Raw genomic sequence first — 15,461 nt, 5'->3', positions numbered from 1 at the left:
GAGGTGGGAGGCGATATGGGGGTGCGGTCAGGCGGCGCCGGGTGAGGTGGCACCCGCCGCCTGCTGGTCGAGGCGGTCGAGGGCGAGGGCGGCGAGCAGGGCCGCCGCGTCGCCGAGGACCGAGTCGTCGAAGGCGGCCTGCGGCGCGTGGTTGTAGGGGGCCTTGGCCGGGTCGCGGTCGGGCGGGCAGGCGCCGACCATCAGGTAGGCGCTGGGGACCCGTTCGGCGACCATGCCGAAGTCCTCGGAGCCGGTGACCGGGCGGGGCATCTCGACGAGGCGTTCGGTGCCGAGCAGCCGGCCCGCCGTGCGGATGGCGAAGGCGGTCTCCGCCGCGTGGTTGACGGTGACCGGGTAGCCCTCGCGGTGCTCGACCTCGGCGCTCAGGCCGTGCGCCGCCGCGATGCCGCCCACCACCGTGGCGGCCTCGGTCAGGGCGCGCTCGCGGGCTTCGGGCGAGAAGGCGCGGACGGTGGCGCCGAGCACCGCCTGGTCGGGGATCACGTTCTCGGCGGTGCCCGCGTGGAAGCTGCCGACGGTCAGCACCACCGGGTCCTGGACGTCGAAGCGGCGGGTGGCCATGGTCTGCAGCGCCAGCACCGCCTCGCAGGCGACCGGGATCGGGTCCAGCGCGTAGTGCGGGCTGGACCCGTGGCCGCCACGCCCGCGCACGGTGATGCTCAGCGTGTCCGAGCTGGCCATGATCGGCCCCGGGCGGGTGGCGACCAGGCCCAGCGGCAGCACGGCGGCGGCCACGTGCAGTGCGTAGGCGGCCACCGGGGGCTCGCCCGCGGCGGTCAGCACGCCCTCCTCGATCATGATCCCGGCGCCGCCGCCGCCCTCCTCGCCGGGCTGGAACATGAAGACCACCGAGCCGGCCAGCTCGGCCCGCCGCTCGGCCAGCAGCCGGACGGCGCCGACCAGGGCGGCGGTGTGCAGGTCGTGGCCGCAGGCGTGCATCGCGCCGGGGACGGCGGAGGCGTACGGGAGTTCGGTGGCCTCCTGGACCGGGAGCGCGTCCAGGTCGGCACGGAGCAGCACCACCGGGCCCGGGCGAGCGCCGCGCAGCACCGCGGTGACCGAGCTGAGCCGCCGGCCCAGGGTCACCTCCAGCGGCAGGCCGTCCAGTGCGGCGAGCAGCCTGGCCTGGGTGCGCGGCAGCTCCATGCCGATCTCGGGCTCCTGGTGCAGCGCGCGGCGCAGCGCGGTCAGCTCGGGCTGGAGCCTGGCGGCGGACGCGCGCAGGTCGGCGGGGTCGACGGGCATGTGGGCCTCCTCGTGGGGGATGGGGCTGGGATCATGGTGCCCGCAGGAGGGGCGCGGGCGGGGCGCTTTGCACGGTCTCGCACAGGCGGCCGGGTTCGGTGCACGCATGCGCCAGGTCCCCCGGGCCGCCGCTACCCTGACGGCATGTCGAATCACGCGCGCGGCGAGCGGCAGCGGTTGGCCGACCTCCTGGCGGCGGCGGGGCCCGAGGCGCCCACGCTCTGCGCCGGCTGGCTGACCCGTGACCTGGCCGCGCACCTGGTGGTGCGCGAGGGGCGGCCGGACGCGGCCCCGGGCATCCAGCTGCCGTGGCTGGCCGGCTGGACCAGGCGGGTGCAGGACGGCTACGCGCGGCGCCCGTACGCCGAGTTGGTGCGGCGGTTCCGGGCGGGGCCGCCGCGCGGCTCGCTCTTCGCGCTGCCGGGTGCGGACGAGGCGGCGAACACCGTGGAGTACTTCGTGCACGCCGAGGACGTGCGGCGGGCCGGCGAGTGGCAGCCGCAGGCGGTCGGTCCCGCGCTCGCGGAGCTGCTGTGGCGGCGGCTGCCGATGCTCAGCCGGTTCGAGCTGGGACGCCGGACACCGGTGCGGCTGCTGCTCTGCCGGCCGGACGGACGCAACCTCACGGTGGGTCAGCGGCGGCCCGGTTCGGTGCGGGTCACCGGTGAGCCGGCCGAGCTGCTGCTCTTCGCCTTCGGGCGCGGGGCGCAGGCCGAGGTCACCGTGACCGGACCGCCGGCCGAGGTGGCGCGGCTGCGGGCTGCGGTGGGGCTGCCGGCCGACCGGTAGGGGCCGTCGTTTCGGCGCCGGCCGAACCGTCCGGAACGACAATGGGTCCTATGGCGAAACGTGACACGGCGGAGGGCGCGGCGGAACTGGCGGCGGTGGCCGGGCTGCTGGCCGACGGCACCCGGGCAACGTTCTGCCTGGCGCTGCTGGACGGCCGGGCCTGGACGGCGGGCGAGCTGGCCCGGCACGCGGGGGTGGCACCGGCCACCGCGACCGAGCACCTGAACCTGCTGGTGGGCGGCCGGCTGCTGGCCGAGCAGCGGCAGGGTCGGCACCGGTACGTGCGGCTGGCCGACCCGCAGGTCGCCGAACTGATCGAACAACTGGCCGCGCTGGCACCGCCCGGGACGGTCCCGGCGCCGCCGCGCTCGCTGTCGGCGGCCGGGCGGCGCAGCGCCCTGGCCCGGGCGCGGACCTGCTACGACCACCTGGCGGGCACGGTGGGGGTGGCGATCTACGACGCGATGACCGAGCGCGGGCTGCTGGACCGGCACGGCGGCCTGCGGCTGACCGGGGAGGGCGATGCCTGGCTGGCCGGGCTGGGCGTCACCGTGCCGTCCGGGGGGCGGCGGCCGGCCGTGCTGGCCTGCCTGGACTGGACCGAGCGGCGCCCGCACCTGGCGGGCGCCGTCGGTGCGGCGTTCTGCCACCGGGCGCTGGAGGCCGGCTGGGTGACCCGGATCGGCAGCAGCCGGGCGGTGGCGGTCACGGCGGCCGGGCGTGAGGTGCTGCGCGAGCGGCTCGGGGTGTCGGCCGAGCCTGCCTGAGCAGCCGCGCTCAGCCCTTGACCGGCGGGTACTCGCCGGCGAACCAGGCGTTGGTGATCCTGGTGTGGAAGGGGAAGGCGAGCCGGGTCGGTTCGTCGATCAGCTGCCAGCCCTCGGTCTCCTCGGTGGGGACGGACGGCGGCAGGTCGGCGAGGTCCTGGGCGGGCAGCAGGGCGAACAGGCCGATGAAGCTGCCGCCGGGGTCCGAGGTGGTGGCGATCAGGGTGACGCCGGAGACGTCGGCGTGGATCCCGGTCTCCTCGCGCAGCTCGCGCACCGCCGCCTGCTGCCAGCTCTCGCCGTAGTCGACGTAGCCGCCGGGCAGCGCCAGCTCGCCGTAACCGGGCTCGATGGTGCGGCGGATCACCACCAGGCTCTGGCCGCCGTCGGGGCGGTTGACCGGGAGCAGGGAGACGGCCACCGGCAGCGGGTTGCGGTAGCTGATCTCGCCGCAGCCCGGGCAGGTGCGCGGCCAGCCGGAGGTGCCGGCCGGGTAGGCGGTGCCGCACCAGTGGCAGTGCGCCCACGGGCCGAAGGTGGCGGGCCGGGCAGCCTGATCAGTGGTCATGGGGTGGATGGTAGTCCGAACGGCAGGAGCGGGGCCCGGGTAGGTCCGGAGTGCGGGACATGCGGGGGTCTACCGTTCGGGACGGGGGCTGTGGAGGTGGCGATGGAGGACTTCGGGCGGGCGCTCGCGGCGGGGCCGCTGGTGCTGGACGGCGGGCTGTCGAACGCGCTGGCCGCCGCCGGCCACGACCTGTCGGACGAGCTGTGGTCCGCGCGGCTGCTGCTGGACGCGCCCGAGGCGCTGGTGGCGGCGCACCGGGCCTACTACGAGGCCGGCGCCGACGTGGTGATCACGGCCAGCTACCAGGCGGGCTTCGCGGGGTTCGCCCGGCGCGGGATCGGGCGGCGGGCGGCGGAGCGGCTGCTGGCGTTCAGCGTGGCGCTGGCCCGGCGGGCGGGCGAGGAGGCCGCTCCCGCGCCGGGCGGGCGGCGGCGCTGGGTGGCCGCCTCGGTGGGGCCGTACGGCGCGGTGCTGGCGGACGGGTCGGAGTACCGCGGGCGCTACGGCCTGAGCGTCGCGGAGCTGACCCGGTTCCACCGGCCGCGGCTGGCGGCACTGGCGGCGGCCGGTCCCGACGTGCTGGCGCTGGAGACGGTGCCGGACGCGGACGAGGCGCGGGCGCTGCTGACGGCGGTGCGCGGGCTGGGGGTGCCGGCCTGGCTCAGCTACACGGTGGCCGGTGGCCGCACCCGGGCCGGGCAGCCGCTGGAGCGGGCCTTCGCGCTGGCCGCCGAGGTGCCGGAGGTGGTGGCGGTGGGGGTCAACTGCTGCGCGCCCGAGGAGGTGGGCGAAGCGGTGCGGCTGGCCGCGCGGGTGACCGGCAAACCGGTGGTGGCCTATCCGAACAGCGGCGAGCGCTGGGCGGCGGCCGACCGGAGCTGGCACGGCACGGCGCGGGGGCCGGCGGAGTGGGCGCCCGGCTGGGTCGCGGACGGCGCGCGCCTGGTGGGTGGCTGCTGCCGGGTGGGCCCGGCCGAGATCGCCGCGTTGGCCGCGCGGCTGAGATCGCCGGGTCGGCCGCCCGGTTGACGGCGCGCCGGGCGGCTGCGCGGGCGCCCGGCGGCTGCGCCGATCGCGCTCGGCCGTCCGGGTAGCGGCGGCGCGGTGGCCCGGAACTGACGGGTCGAAAGCACCCGGAAAGGGTGGCGCCCCGATCCGATCAGGTGTTTTGTCGCGCACTGATGTGCATCTCCAGGGGTCCGCCTGGCAGACTCGGGACGATACCCCCGCAGTCGACATGACCACGAACCGTACGACATTGTCGACCGTAAGCCAGTTTGCCAGTGGAGGTCCCCCATGCCCGGCCCGATCCAGTCGCTCTCCCGAGCCGCCGCGATCATGCGCCTGCTGGCCGGCGGCGAGCGCCGGCTGGGCCTGTCCGAGGTCGCCACCTCGCTCGACCTCGCCAAGGGCACCGCGCACGGCATCCTGCGCACCCTGCAGCAGGAGGGCTTCGTCGAGCAGGATCCGGAGAGCGGCAAGTACCAGCTGGGCGCCGAGCTGCTGCGCCTGGGCCAGAGCTATCTGGACGTGCACGAGCTGCGGGCCCGCGCGCTGGTGTGGGCCGACGACCTGGCCAGGGCCAGCGGCGAGACGGTCTACCTGGGCGTGCTGCACCAGCGCGGAGTGCTGATCGTGCACCACGTCTTCCGCCCCGACGACACCCGCCAGGTGCTGGAGGTCGGCTCGATGCACCCGCTGCACAGCACCGCGCTGGGCAAGGTGCTGCTCGCCTTCGACCCGGTGGCGCGCGGCGAGCTGGGCGAGGGCCCGCTGGAGGCGTACACCCCACGCACGCTCACCGAGCTGGACGACGTCGACGCCGAGTGCGCGCTGATCCGCGAGCGCGGCTGGGCGGACGCGATCGAGGAGACCTGGACCGGGGTGGCCTCGATCGGCGCGCTGATCCAGGACCGGCGGCGCAACCCGGTCGGCGCGGTCTGCGTGAACGGGGCGGTGGAGCGGGTCTGCGAGGACGGCTTCGTGCGTCCGCAGCTGGTCGCCTCGGTGCGCGACGCAGCCCGGGCAATCTCCCGGGACCTGGGCGCCGGGCGGTTCTGACCCGGCCTCCGACCTGCTGGAACACGCCTCGTCGCAGGACCGCGGAGGGTGGACGGGATTCCTGTCCACCCTCCGCTGTTCTGTCCGGATTTCCGTCTGTTCGGCGCCCCGCCCGGCCCCGGCACGGCCCCGTCGCAGCTCCGTCGCAGCTCCGTCGCAGCTCCGCCGTGGCCCCTTCGCGGCCCCTTCGCGGCCCCGGGCCACCGGCCGGGCCGACGAGGGCCAGGTCACAGCCAGGTCACCCACCTTGACGTAGCCGCCCACCAGGGGGAAAACTCCCGCATAGCGGTCGACATTGTCGAACGGTGGCCGCCGGAAGCGCCTGGCAAGCCCGGTTCTCCACGCACCGGTCGTCGCCTCGCCGCAGGGCCGCCTCCCGGGGACGGGACGCCCGCCCGTCACGGTCTCCCCCGCCGTGGCGCTCTCCCCCACCCGCCTGCCACGGGGTCGACCCACCAGGCGCCGGCCATATGGACAAAGGAGTCTTTGTGTCCGCCTTCACCAACGGCGACATCTTCGTCGGCGAAACGCTCGGCACCGCCGCGCTGATACTCCTCGGCGGTGGCGTCTGCGCCGCCGTCACGCTCAAGAAGTCCAAGGCCCAGAACGCCGGCTGGGTGGCCATCACCTTCGGCTGGGGCTTCGCGGTCATGATCGCCGCCTACATGGTCGCCCCGAAGTCGGGTGCCCACCTCAACCCGGCGGTCACCCTGGCCCTCGCCGTCAAGAGCGGCGACTGGAGCCACGTGCCGCTCTACCTCGGCTCCCAGCTGCTCGGCGCGATGATCGGCGCCGTACTCGTCTGGCTGACCTACCTCGGCCAGTTCCAGGCCAACAAGGAGCCCACCCTGGGCATCTTCTCGACCGGGCCCGAGATCCGGAACCCGATCCAGAACCTGCTCACCGAGATCATCGCCACCATGGTGCTCTGCATGGCGATCCTGACCCAGGGCCTGACCGTCAACGGCAGCCTGTCCGGGATCGGCGTGCTGATCACCGCCTTCACCGTGGTCGGCATCGGCCTCTCGCTCGGCGGCCCGACCGGCTACGCCATCAACCCGGTCCGCGACCTCGGCCCGCGCATCGTGCACTCGCTGCTGCCCATCCCGAACAAGGGCAGCTCGGACTGGAGCTACGCCTGGGTCCCGGTCGTCGGCCCGGTCATCGGCGGTCTGCTCTCCGGTCTGCTGTACAAGGGTTTGTTCTAAGGCCTTTCACGCCGCGGTGCCCGGTCTGCCGGCCGGGCACCGCGGCCCAGGGCAGCAGCAACCAGCCAACTGCCAGTCCCCCACCCCACCTCAGAGCCGAGGACCCATCACATGACTGCCAACACCGTGTCGACCGGGAACTACATCGCCGCGATCGACCAGGGCACCACCTCCAGCCGCTGCATCATCTTCGGCGCGGACGGCCGGATCGTCGCCGTCGACCAGCAGGAGCACCGCCAGATCTTCCCCCAGCCCGGCTACGTCGAGCACGACGCCGCCGAGATCTGGACCCGGGTGCAGTCCGTGGTCCGCGGCGCGCTGGAGAAGGCCGGCCTGACCCGGGACGACATCCGCGCGATCGGCATCACCAACCAGCGCGAGACCACCGTGCTGTGGGACAAGAACACCGGCGAGCCGGTCTACAACGCGCTCGTCTGGCAGGACACCCGCACCGAGGCGCTCTGCCGCGAGCTGGGCCGCAACGTGGGCCAGGACCGCTTCCGCCGCGAGACCGGCCTGCCGCTGGCCAGCTACTTCGCCGGCCCGAAGATCCGCTGGCTGCTCGACAACGTCGAGGGCCTGCGTGAGCGCGCCGAGGCCGGCGACATCCTCTTCGGCACCATGGACACCTGGGTCATCTGGAACCTCACCGGTGGCGTCAACGGCGGCAAGCACATCACCGATGTCACCAACGCCTCGCGCACCATGCTGATGAACCTGTCCACGCTGGCCTGGGACGAGAAGATCGCCGACTCGATGGGCGTGCCGCTGAGCGTGCTCCCCGAGATCCGCTCCTCCGCCGAGGTCTACGGCCACGCGGTCGGCGACCTGGAGGGCGTCCCGGTCGCCTCCGCGCTCGGTGACCAGCAGGCCGCGCTGTTCGGCCAGACCTGCTTCAGCGAGGGCGAGGCCAAGTCGACCTACGGCACCGGCACCTTCCTGCTGCTGAACACCGGCGAGAAGATCGTCAACTCGTACCACGGCCTGCTGACCACGGTCGGCTACCGGATCGGCGACCAGAAGCCGGTCTACGCCCTGGAGGGCTCGATCGCGGTCACCGGCTCGCTCGTGCAGTGGCTGCGCGACCAGCTCGGCATCATCTCGACGGCGGCCGAGATCGAGACCCTGGCCAACACGGTCGAGGACAACGGCGGCGCCTACTTCGTCCCGGCCTTCTCCGGCCTGTTCGCCCCGTACTGGCGCTCCGACGCCCGCGGTGTGATCGCGGGCCTGACCCGGTACGTGACCAAGGGTCACCTGGCCCGCGCCGTGCTGGAGGCCACCGCCTGGCAGACCCGCGAGGTCGTCGACGCGATGGAGAAGGACTCCGGGGTCACCCTGACCGCCCTCAAGGTCGACGGCGGCATGACCTCCAACAACCTGCTGATGCAGAACATCGCCGACGTGCTGAACGCCCCGGTCGAGCGCCCGTTCGTGGCCGAGACCACGGCGCTGGGCGCCGCCTACGCGGCCGGCCTGGCCGTCGGCTTCTGGAACGACCTCGACACCCTGCGGGCCAACTGGCACCGCGCCGCCGAGTGGACCCCGCGGATGGACGAGGCCACCCGGGAGCGCGAGTACAAGAAGTGGCTCAAGGCCGTGGAGCGCACCATGGGCTGGGTCGAAGAGGACGACCAGGAGAGCTGAGCAGACCGCCGGCCGGGGCAGCGCCGCCCCGGCCGGCAGCTTCGTTTCCCCGGCCTCAGCTGAGGCCGGAACGCACTGTGAGAGGAGACTCCGGCGCCGCCCGCACCGCGGAGCCGGAACACACACCATGGCAACCATCCCGACCCTGGGCGCCGAGCGCACCCCCGGCCGCACCGCTTCCCGCGCCGAGACCCGTGAGCTGCTGGGCAAGGCCACCTACGACCTGCTGGTGATCGGGGGCGGCATCCTCGGCACGGCCGTCGCCTGGACCGCCTCCCAGGCGGGCCTGAAGGTCGCCATGGTGGACGCGGGCGACTTCGCGGGCGCCACCTCCAGCGCCTCCTCCAAGCTGGTCCACGGCGGTCTGCGCTACCTGCAGACCGGCGCGGTCAAGCTGGTGGCGGAGAACCACAAGGAGCGCCGGGCGCTGGCCACCGACGTGGCCCCGCACCTGGTCAACCCGCTGACCTTCTTCGTGCCGGTCTACAAGGGCGGCCCGCACAGCGCCCCCAAGCTCGGCGCCGGCGTCTTCCTCTACTCGGCGCTGTCCGCCTTCCGTGACGGCATGGGCCGGGTCTCCACCGCCGCCCACGCCGCCCAGCAGGTGCCGGCGCTGCGCACCGAGGGCCTGCGCTCGGTCGCGGTCTACGGCGACCACCAGATGAACGACTCGCGGGTCGCCGTCATGACGGTCCGTGCGGCCGTCGAGGCCGGCGCCGTGGTGCTCAACCACGCCGAGGTGACCGGCCTGCGCTTCACCGGCGGCCGGGTGACCGGGGCCGAGCTGAAGGACCGCCTCGACGGCGCCGAGTTCGGCGTCAACGCCCGCCTGGTGCTCAACGCCACCGGCCCCTGGGTCGACCACCTGCGCGCGATGGAGGACGCCGGCGCCGCGCCGTCGATCCGCCTGTCCAAGGGCGCGCACGTGGTGGTCAAGCGCCGCTCGCCGTGGCGCGCCGCGCTGACCATCCCGATCGACAAGTACCGCGTCTCCTTCGCCATCCCGTGGGAGGACCACGTCCTGCTCGGGACCACCGACGAGGAGTACACCGGCGACCCGCAGGACGTGCGGGCCACCGACGCCGACATCGACCAGATCATGGACGAGGCCGGCCACGCGATCAAGGACGAGCACCTCGACCGCGACCTGATCACCTACGCCTTCGCGGGCCTGCGGGTGCTGCCCGGCGGCCCCGGCGACACCGCCGCCGCCAAGCGCGAGACCGTGGTGACCGAGGGCAAGGGCGGCATGCTCTCGGTGGCCGGCGGCAAGTGGACCACCTACCGGCACATCGGCCGCACCGTGCTGGAGAAGCTCTCGCACGTGCGCGGCACCGGGATCGGCGAGGACATATCGCCGATCGCGGCCACCGTCCCGCTGCCGGGCGTCGGCGCGCCGAACGCGGTCGCGCACCGGCTGCTGATCGACCGTGAGCCCGGCTCGCGGATGGAGCCGCTGGTGGCCAAGCACCTGGCCAGCCACTACGGCACGCTCTCCTTCGAGATCGCCCGCATGATCGACGAGGACCCCGCGCTGGGCGAGCCGATCCACGCGGACGGGCCGGACGTGTGGGCGCAGGTCGCCTTCGCGGCCGACAACGAGTGGGCGTACACCGCGGACGACGTGCTGCGCCGCCGCACCACGATGACGGTGCGCGGGCTGGACACCCCGGAGATCCAGGAGCGGGTCACCGAGTTCCTGAGCAAGCGGGCCCAGGGCTGATGCCTGGTCACCAGGGCTGACACGCTGGTCAGCCAGGGCTGATGCCTGATCGGGCGAAGGGCGGCCACCCGGCTGGAGTGGCCGCCCTTCGTCTACGCTCAGGAGTGACCTGATTCCCCGCTACTGGAGGCATCCCCGACGTGACCAGGCCACCGCTTCCGCACGACTTCCAGCGTCCGGTTCCCGGCTTCACGCTGACCAGCACCGATGTGACCGACGGCGGCGTGCTGCCCGAGGCCCAGGTGCTGGCCGGCGGCGACCTGTCGCCGCAGCTGAGCTGGTCCGGCTTCCCGGCCGGGACCAAGAGCTTCGCGGTCACCTGCTTCGACCCCGACGCGCCGAGCGGCAGCGGCTGGTGGCACTGGGTGCTGTTCGACATCCCGGCGGACGTGACCTCGCTGCCGACGGGTGCCGGCAGCGGCGACTTCCCGGGGCTGCCGGCCGGCGCGATCCAGGCGCGCAACGACTACGGCACGAAGAACTTCGGCGGTGCCGCCCCGCCGGCCGGGCACGGCCCGCACCGCTACGTCTTCTCGGTGACCGCGGTGGGCGAGGAGAAGCTCGGCCTGGACGCCGACACCTCGCCGGCGGCGATCGGCGCGACCCTCGGGTTCCAGGCCGTGGCGCGGGCCGTCATCGTGGCCACCTACGAGAACAAGTGACCGGCCATTCTGGATAGTTGACAGCATGTGGGGGTCCGCCAGGAATGGCGGACCCCCACATCCGTTCGAGTCAGGCGGCGTCCGCGACCGGCTCCAGGACGAAGACCGGGATCACACGGTCGGTCTTCTTCTGGTATTCGGCGAAGTCCGGCCAGACCGCGATGGCGCGCTCCAGCCACAACTCACGCTCCGCGCCGGTGACCTCACGAGCCGTCATGTCCTGGCGTACGGCGCCGTCCTGGAGCTCGACCAGCGGGTGGACGACCAGGTTGTGGTACCAGGAGGGGTGCTTGGGAGCGCCACCCTGTGAGGCCACCACGGCGTACTGACCGTCGTGCTCGACCCGCATCAGCCCGTTCTTGCGGATCTTGCCGCTCTTGGCCCCCAGACTGGTGAGGATGACAACCGGCACGCCCTGCAGGGTCGTTCCCTCGGTGCCGCCGGAGCCCTCGTACAACGCGACCTGGTCACGCACCCACTGATCCGTGCTCGGCTGGTATTCGCCGGTGAGAGGCATGGTGTTCAGTCCCATCCTTTGGTTGGTTCTGCTACTGCCCATCATTCACCAGCCGAGCCGGATGTGCGGTCAGCGGCGGGCTACAGCGGCGGGCTTCAGCGGCGGGCGGAACGGGCCGCCTGCAGCCGGGTGGTGTCCTGCGGGCCGAACGGGACCGGGATCGCGACGCTGGCGGGCACCGGCGGGTGGGCGGTGACCGCCTGGCCGGCCGCGGCGGCGGACCGCAGCTGCGCCTTGGCGGCCGGGGCGGTGGTGGTGGTCTGGATGGTCACCGCGCTCTGGCCGGCGGCGGGGGTGAGCCAGCCGGACAGCTCCTGGGCGTAGGCGGTCCCGGCGGGGGCGGTGCCGGTCGCCAGCACCTGGACGGCGGTGGACGGCGCGGTCACCGGCACCTGGACCCCGGCGGGGGCCGTGACGGTCACCGTCGAGCCGCTGCGGTAGGCGGTCACCGTGCCGGCCGCGAGCGCGGCGTTCCAGGCGGCCTCGTTGCGCAGTTGGGTGGCGACGTCGGCGGTGCGCAGGTCGACCAGCGGGGCGTTGGCGTTGAAGAGCGCGCTGTAGCTGGCCAGCACCTGGTTGAACACCGGGTAGCCGATCCGCTCCTCGGCCAGGGCGGACTGGGAGACCACGTTCGGGGTCGGGTCGCCCACGAGCACCCGGGCGAACGCCTGCTTCGCCAGGCTCGGCACGATGGTGCTCGTGTAGCCGGTGGTCTCGTCCAGCGGCGCGGCCAGGCAGGTGGAGGTCGTCGAACCGGTGCAAGTGCCGCTGCCGCCCTGCGCGGTGGCGGTGTAGAGCCAGTTGTACTCGTCGGTCTCCTCCGCCGCGGTGGCGGCGTTGCCGTAGACGCTGAGCTGGTGCGAGGGCACCGTGTACGCCGAGCCGACCGCGTGGCCGGCGGGGTCGGTGCCGGCGTTGGAGGCGAGCGCGGTGATGCCGAGCGCGGTGAGCGCCGACCCGAGGTTGGGGTTGTCCAGCGACTGCTGCGGGGCCAGCGCCAGACCGGAGTTCTGGGAGGTCACCAGCTCATTCGCGTTGAGCGGCAGGCCCTTGGCCTGGGCCCAGGTGAGGTTGGCCTGGATCGCCGAGGTGATGGCGGCCTGGCTGGTCCACTCGGTGGCGCCGGTGTTGTCGGTGAGGCAGACCCACGGCACCACGCCGACGTTGCGGGTGCAGCCCAGGAACGGCTGGCCGTAGGTGGCGTTGACGAACCGGAAGGAGGCCGCGTTGGCCGCGAACTCGGTCTCGGTGGCGTCGGTGCCGCCGGCCGGGGCGGCGCTGTCGCTGCCGCTGCCGTCGACGGCCAGGTCCAGGGTGACGTTGTTGGCCGCCTCCCACTGCTTGGCGTAGTCGACGTCGGCGGCGGTCATCCGGATCGGGACGTTGTCCTGGCTGCCCGCGACGGTGTTGCAACCCGCGCTCTGCGCGGTGCACTTCAAGGTGTTGCTCCACCGGTTGTCGGAGAGCAGGGTGTTGTCGACCTGGACGCCGAAGTAGTAGCGGCCGAAGCCGAGGTGGACGCCCCCGGTCATCCAGTCGACCACCCCGCGGGCCAGCGCCCGCCACTGCTCCTGGTACTGGTTGAAGGCGAAGGTGAAGACCAGCTGCTGGCGCCCGCCGTTGGTGTACTGGCCGACCAGCACACCGGGCGTGGTGGTGCCCGGGATCGGGGTGGTCAGGATCGGGGTGAAGTTGGTGCTGCCCGGCGTCGCCAGGTAGCCGTAACTCTCCACCACGTTGGGGTCGTTGTTCTCGAACTGGAAGGTGCCCTTGAGGTAGTTGAAGGGCCCGGTCGCGTCGGCGGTGGTGGTACTGGCGGTCATGCCGTCCAACGCGCCGATGTAGCCCGGGTCCTGGGCCCAGTTCAGGCCGATCGCGGGCTGCGCGTAGGTGTTGAGGTCCACCTCGGGGATGCTGTACGAGGTCTCGTAGCTGGTCAGCGCGGTGGTCTCGGCACTGCCGGCGCCCAGTGCGCCGAGGGTGGGGAGCACCACCGACTGGAACTTGGCCTCGATCGTGCCGTCGGGCAGCGTGCCGGTGAGGTAGGCGGCGTTGATCACCGGGCGGTTCGGGTCGGAGAGGGTCACCGTGGTGAACGGCACGCCCTCGCCGACCAGTTCGGCACGGACGGCCGCCACCGAGCTGCTGCCGTCGTCGAGCAGCAGCACGCGCAGGTCCGTCCGGACGGCCGGCGCGGTGTCCGCGTGCGCCGCCACCGCCGGCGAGGCGATCGCCAGCAGAGCGGCCGTGGCCAACGCGGCCGACCATCGTCGTGTCAGAGCCATGGATTTCCTCCCGGGAAAAGGCGTGCGCCCTCGCACACACCTCGAAGTGACCGGCCGCGGACACGGGTCTGCCCGCGCGCGGCTCGCGCTTGTGCGGGTGGAACAAGCTGGAAGGAGCTGGGTGGAGTTGCGCAACGTTGCATGGAGCCGAGCTGCGTTGCATGGAGCCGAGCTGCGGGCATCGCGGAGGGCGAGGATCCAGGGCCCCCGCCCCGCCTCGGCAACGCGATGAACCTAGCCCACCGGCCGATCCGCCGACAGACGGCCGAACCGGCCCGCACCCGAAGCGCTGGCCGATTCCCTCACCCGCACCGCCACACCCGGCCGATGCGCCAGGTCCACAACCGGGTGGTCATGCTCCGGTCATCTGTGGTCACGGGCATGCCCCGGGCACGTGCCCGGCCGGGGGCACGGGCGCACCGCCGGACGGGTTATGGCGAGAATCCGCCGCCCGGGCGGCACCGGCCAGGGCCGGGCGGCGTCGAACGAGTGTGATCATGGCCTGCTATCGTTCGACTACCCTCCGGTACCGGATGCATGTGGCTTGGCCAGATTGGGAGTTACCCCTGTGAACAACGATGCCGTCGCTTCTGCCGGGGCCCTGCGGCTGATGGTGACCGGTGGTGGCACGGGTGGCCACACCTACCCCGCGCTCACCACCATCCGAACGCTGCGAGCCCGGCTGGCAGCCGTCGGCCGGACCGTGGACGTCCTGTGGGTCGGCACCGCCGACGGCCTGGAGGCCCGGGTCGCGGCCAGCGAGGGGATCGCGTTCGCCACCGTCGCGACGGGCAAGATCCGCCGCAGCGCCAACCCCCTGAAGATGCTCTCCCCCGCGAACATCCGGGACATGGCGCGGGTACCGCTCGGGATCCTCCAGGCCCGGTCACGGATCAACGGCTTCGCTCCTGACGTGGTGCTGGCCACCGGCGGCTACGTGGCCGTTCCGGTGGGTGTGGCCGCGAAGATGTGCCGCCGTCCCCTGGTGATCCACGAGCAGACGGTCCGCCTCGGACTCGCCAACCGCTCACTCGCCCGCCGGGCGACACGCATCGCCGTCTCCTCCGAGTCGACCCTGCCGCTGCTGGCCGATTCGGTGCGCGGGGCCGCGGTGGTGACGGGCAATCCGGTGCGCCCCGAGGTCCTGGCCGGGCAGGCCGACAAGGCGGTCGCGGCACTGGGCCTGTGGTCGTTCGACCGTGCCCGTCCGACCGTCTACGTGACCGGTGGCGCGCAGGGAAGCCAGCAGATCAACGACCTGGTGCGCGGGATCCTGCCCTGGCTGCTGGAGCGGGCCAACGTGATCCACCAGTGCGGACCGAGCCACGAGGCGGCCCTGCGCCAGGCCGCCGCCGCACTCCCCGGCGACCTGGCCGGCCGCTACCTGGTCTCCGGCTTCGTCGGCCCCGAACTGCCGGACGTCCTCGACCTGGCGGACGTCGTGGTCTCGCGGAGCGGGGCGGGCACGATCGCCGAGCTGACAGCACTGGGCCGGGCAGCCGTCCTGATCCCGCTGGCCACCTCGGCCGGCAACGAGCAGGAGCACAACGCCCGCCACCTCCAGGACGCCGGTGCCGCCGTCGCCCTCCTCGGCCAGCCGACCCCGGACACGCTGCGCGAGGCGGTCGCCCCCCTCCTGACCGACCCGGCCCGCCGCACGGCGATGGCCCAGCGCGCCCAGGCACAGGGCCGCCCGGACGCCGCGGAGCGGCTGGTGGACGTCCTGCTGTCGGTCATCGGTGCGGACGATCGGCAGCGCTCGCGCTGACGCGGCGTCCGGCTGGGGGGCGGGCGCACGCTTGGAGAGCGTGTTGGGGGCAACGCCTCGCGAGTTCGGATCTCATCTCCTCCGCCATGGCTGACCAGCCATAACGAAGGCCCCGACCGCCCAGCGGTCGGGGCCTTCGTCGTTCCGTGGTTGCAGGACGCCGGACGCCGGATCAACGTGACCAGGCCGACCTCACGTGA

The 15,461-nt window shown here is 73.3% G+C and carries 13 protein-coding genes; 9 read left to right on the top strand and 4 right to left on the bottom strand.

Annotated features, from left to right (window positions below; genetic code table 11):
• Positions 1 to 27 precede the first annotated feature (27 nt).
• A complete protein-coding gene (locus OG500_RS31735) occupies positions 28 to 1,266 on the bottom strand; it encodes a M20 metallopeptidase family protein (RefSeq protein WP_329585046.1) in 1,239 nt (412 codons plus the stop codon).
• Between the two features lie 144 nt (positions 1,267 to 1,410).
• Between OG500_RS31735 and OG500_RS31730 the strand changes: the two genes are divergently transcribed.
• Complete coding sequence (locus tag OG500_RS31730) at positions 1,411 to 2,055, top strand: TIGR03085 family metal-binding protein (RefSeq protein ID WP_327070268.1); 645 nt, start codon at positions 1,411 to 1,413, stop codon at positions 2,053 to 2,055.
• A gap of 50 nt (positions 2,056 to 2,105) precedes the next feature.
• A complete protein-coding gene (locus OG500_RS31725) occupies positions 2,106 to 2,822 on the top strand; it encodes an ArsR/SmtB family transcription factor (RefSeq protein ID WP_327070267.1) in 717 nt (238 codons plus the stop codon).
• A gap of 10 nt (positions 2,823 to 2,832) precedes the next feature.
• Here OG500_RS31725 and OG500_RS31720 read toward each other — a convergent pair whose 3' ends face one another.
• Positions 2,833 to 3,390 carry an NUDIX domain-containing protein gene (locus tag OG500_RS31720; RefSeq protein WP_327070266.1) on the bottom strand — a complete coding sequence of 186 codons (558 nt, stop codon included), beginning with the start codon at positions 3,388 to 3,390 and terminating at the stop codon, positions 2,833 to 2,835.
• 102 nt (positions 3,391 to 3,492) lie between these two features.
• Between OG500_RS31720 and mmuM the strand changes: the two genes are divergently transcribed.
• From mmuM to OG500_RS31690, 6 genes are all read left to right on the top strand, one after another.
• Positions 3,493 to 4,419, top strand: a complete 927-nt coding sequence (gene mmuM, locus OG500_RS31715) for a homocysteine S-methyltransferase (protein ID WP_327070265.1) — start codon at positions 3,493 to 3,495, stop codon at positions 4,417 to 4,419.
• Positions 4,420 to 4,686: 267 nt separating this feature from the next.
• A complete protein-coding gene (locus OG500_RS31710) occupies positions 4,687 to 5,451 on the top strand; it encodes an IclR family transcriptional regulator (protein WP_327070264.1) in 765 nt (254 codons plus the stop codon).
• A 470-nt stretch (positions 5,452 to 5,921) separates the two neighbouring features.
• Positions 5,922 to 6,659, top strand: coding sequence for an MIP/aquaporin family protein (locus OG500_RS31705; protein WP_442789270.1), 738 nt, complete (start codon positions 5,922 to 5,924; stop codon positions 6,657 to 6,659).
• Between the two features lie 111 nt (positions 6,660 to 6,770).
• Positions 6,771 to 8,306 (top strand): glycerol kinase GlpK, encoded by a 1,536-nt coding sequence (gene glpK, locus OG500_RS31700; RefSeq protein WP_327070262.1) that lies wholly within the window; start codon positions 6,771 to 6,773, stop codon positions 8,304 to 8,306.
• 127 nt (positions 8,307 to 8,433) lie between these two features.
• The gene (locus tag OG500_RS31695) at positions 8,434 to 10,029 is read left to right on the top strand and encodes a glycerol-3-phosphate dehydrogenase/oxidase (RefSeq protein ID WP_327070261.1); all 1,596 of its coding nucleotides are present in this window, start codon (positions 8,434 to 8,436) and stop codon (positions 10,027 to 10,029) included.
• 131 nt (positions 10,030 to 10,160) lie between these two features.
• Positions 10,161 to 10,691 carry a YbhB/YbcL family Raf kinase inhibitor-like protein gene (locus OG500_RS31690; protein ID WP_327071764.1) on the top strand — a complete coding sequence of 177 codons (531 nt, stop codon included), beginning with the start codon at positions 10,161 to 10,163 and terminating at the stop codon, positions 10,689 to 10,691.
• 70 nt (positions 10,692 to 10,761) lie between these two features.
• Here the strand turns inward: OG500_RS31690 and OG500_RS31685 are convergent, their stop codons facing one another.
• Both OG500_RS31685 and OG500_RS31680 read right to left on the bottom strand, forming a co-directional pair.
• On the bottom strand, positions 10,762 to 11,208 hold the full coding sequence (locus OG500_RS31685; protein ID WP_329585035.1) for a nitroreductase family deazaflavin-dependent oxidoreductase: 447 nt from the start codon (positions 11,206 to 11,208) through the stop codon (positions 10,762 to 10,764).
• 95 nt (positions 11,209 to 11,303) lie between these two features.
• A complete protein-coding gene (locus OG500_RS31680; RefSeq protein WP_329585033.1) occupies positions 11,304 to 13,493 on the bottom strand; it encodes a hypothetical protein in 2,190 nt (729 codons plus the stop codon).
• Positions 13,494 to 14,103: 610 nt separating this feature from the next.
• On the opposite strand from OG500_RS31680, the gene OG500_RS31675 reads away from it, so the two are divergent.
• Positions 14,104 to 15,261 (top strand): UDP-N-acetylglucosamine--N-acetylmuramyl-(pentapeptide) pyrophosphoryl-undecaprenol N-acetylglucosamine transferase, encoded by a 1,158-nt coding sequence (locus tag OG500_RS31675; RefSeq protein ID WP_329587853.1) that lies wholly within the window; start codon positions 14,104 to 14,106, stop codon positions 15,259 to 15,261.
• Positions 15,262 to 15,461: the final 200 nt, after the last annotated feature.

The organism is Kitasatospora sp. NBC_01250, assembly GCF_036226465.1.
Taxonomy (GTDB): Bacteria; Actinomycetota; Actinomycetes; order Streptomycetales; family Streptomycetaceae; genus Kitasatospora.
Note: the sequence above shows the minus strand (reverse complement) of the source record. Positions and strands in the feature narration are given on the sequence as shown.

Excerpts from the sequence above, each read along its gene's own strand:
- mmuM (WP_327070265.1), top strand. The coding sequence starts at position 3,493 with ATGGAGGACTTCGGGCGGGCGCTCGCGGCGGGGCCGCTGGTGCTGGAC.
- OG500_RS31675 (WP_329587853.1), top strand. The coding sequence starts at position 14,104 with ATGGTGACCGGTGGTGGCACGGGTGGCCACACCTACCCCGCGCTCACC.
- OG500_RS31735 (WP_329585046.1), bottom strand. The coding sequence starts at position 1,266 with ATGCCCGTCGACCCCGCCGACCTGCGCGCGTCCGCCGCCAGGCTCCAG.
- OG500_RS31730 (WP_327070268.1), top strand. The coding sequence starts at position 1,411 with ATGTCGAATCACGCGCGCGGCGAGCGGCAGCGGTTGGCCGACCTCCTG.
- glpK (WP_327070262.1), top strand. The coding sequence starts at position 6,771 with ATGACTGCCAACACCGTGTCGACCGGGAACTACATCGCCGCGATCGAC.
- OG500_RS31720 (WP_327070266.1), bottom strand. The coding sequence starts at position 3,390 with ATGACCACTGATCAGGCTGCCCGGCCCGCCACCTTCGGCCCGTGGGCG.
- OG500_RS31680 (WP_329585033.1), bottom strand. The coding sequence starts at position 13,493 with ATGGCTCTGACACGACGATGGTCGGCCGCGTTGGCCACGGCCGCTCTG.
- OG500_RS31725 (WP_327070267.1), top strand. The coding sequence starts at position 2,106 with ATGGCGAAACGTGACACGGCGGAGGGCGCGGCGGAACTGGCGGCGGTG.
- OG500_RS31705 (WP_442789270.1), top strand. The coding sequence starts at position 5,922 with ATGGACAAAGGAGTCTTTGTGTCCGCCTTCACCAACGGCGACATCTTC.
- OG500_RS31710 (WP_327070264.1), top strand. The coding sequence starts at position 4,687 with ATGCCCGGCCCGATCCAGTCGCTCTCCCGAGCCGCCGCGATCATGCGC.
- OG500_RS31685 (WP_329585035.1), bottom strand. The coding sequence starts at position 11,208 with ATGCCTCTCACCGGCGAATACCAGCCGAGCACGGATCAGTGGGTGCGT.
- OG500_RS31695 (WP_327070261.1), top strand. The coding sequence starts at position 8,434 with ATGGCAACCATCCCGACCCTGGGCGCCGAGCGCACCCCCGGCCGCACC.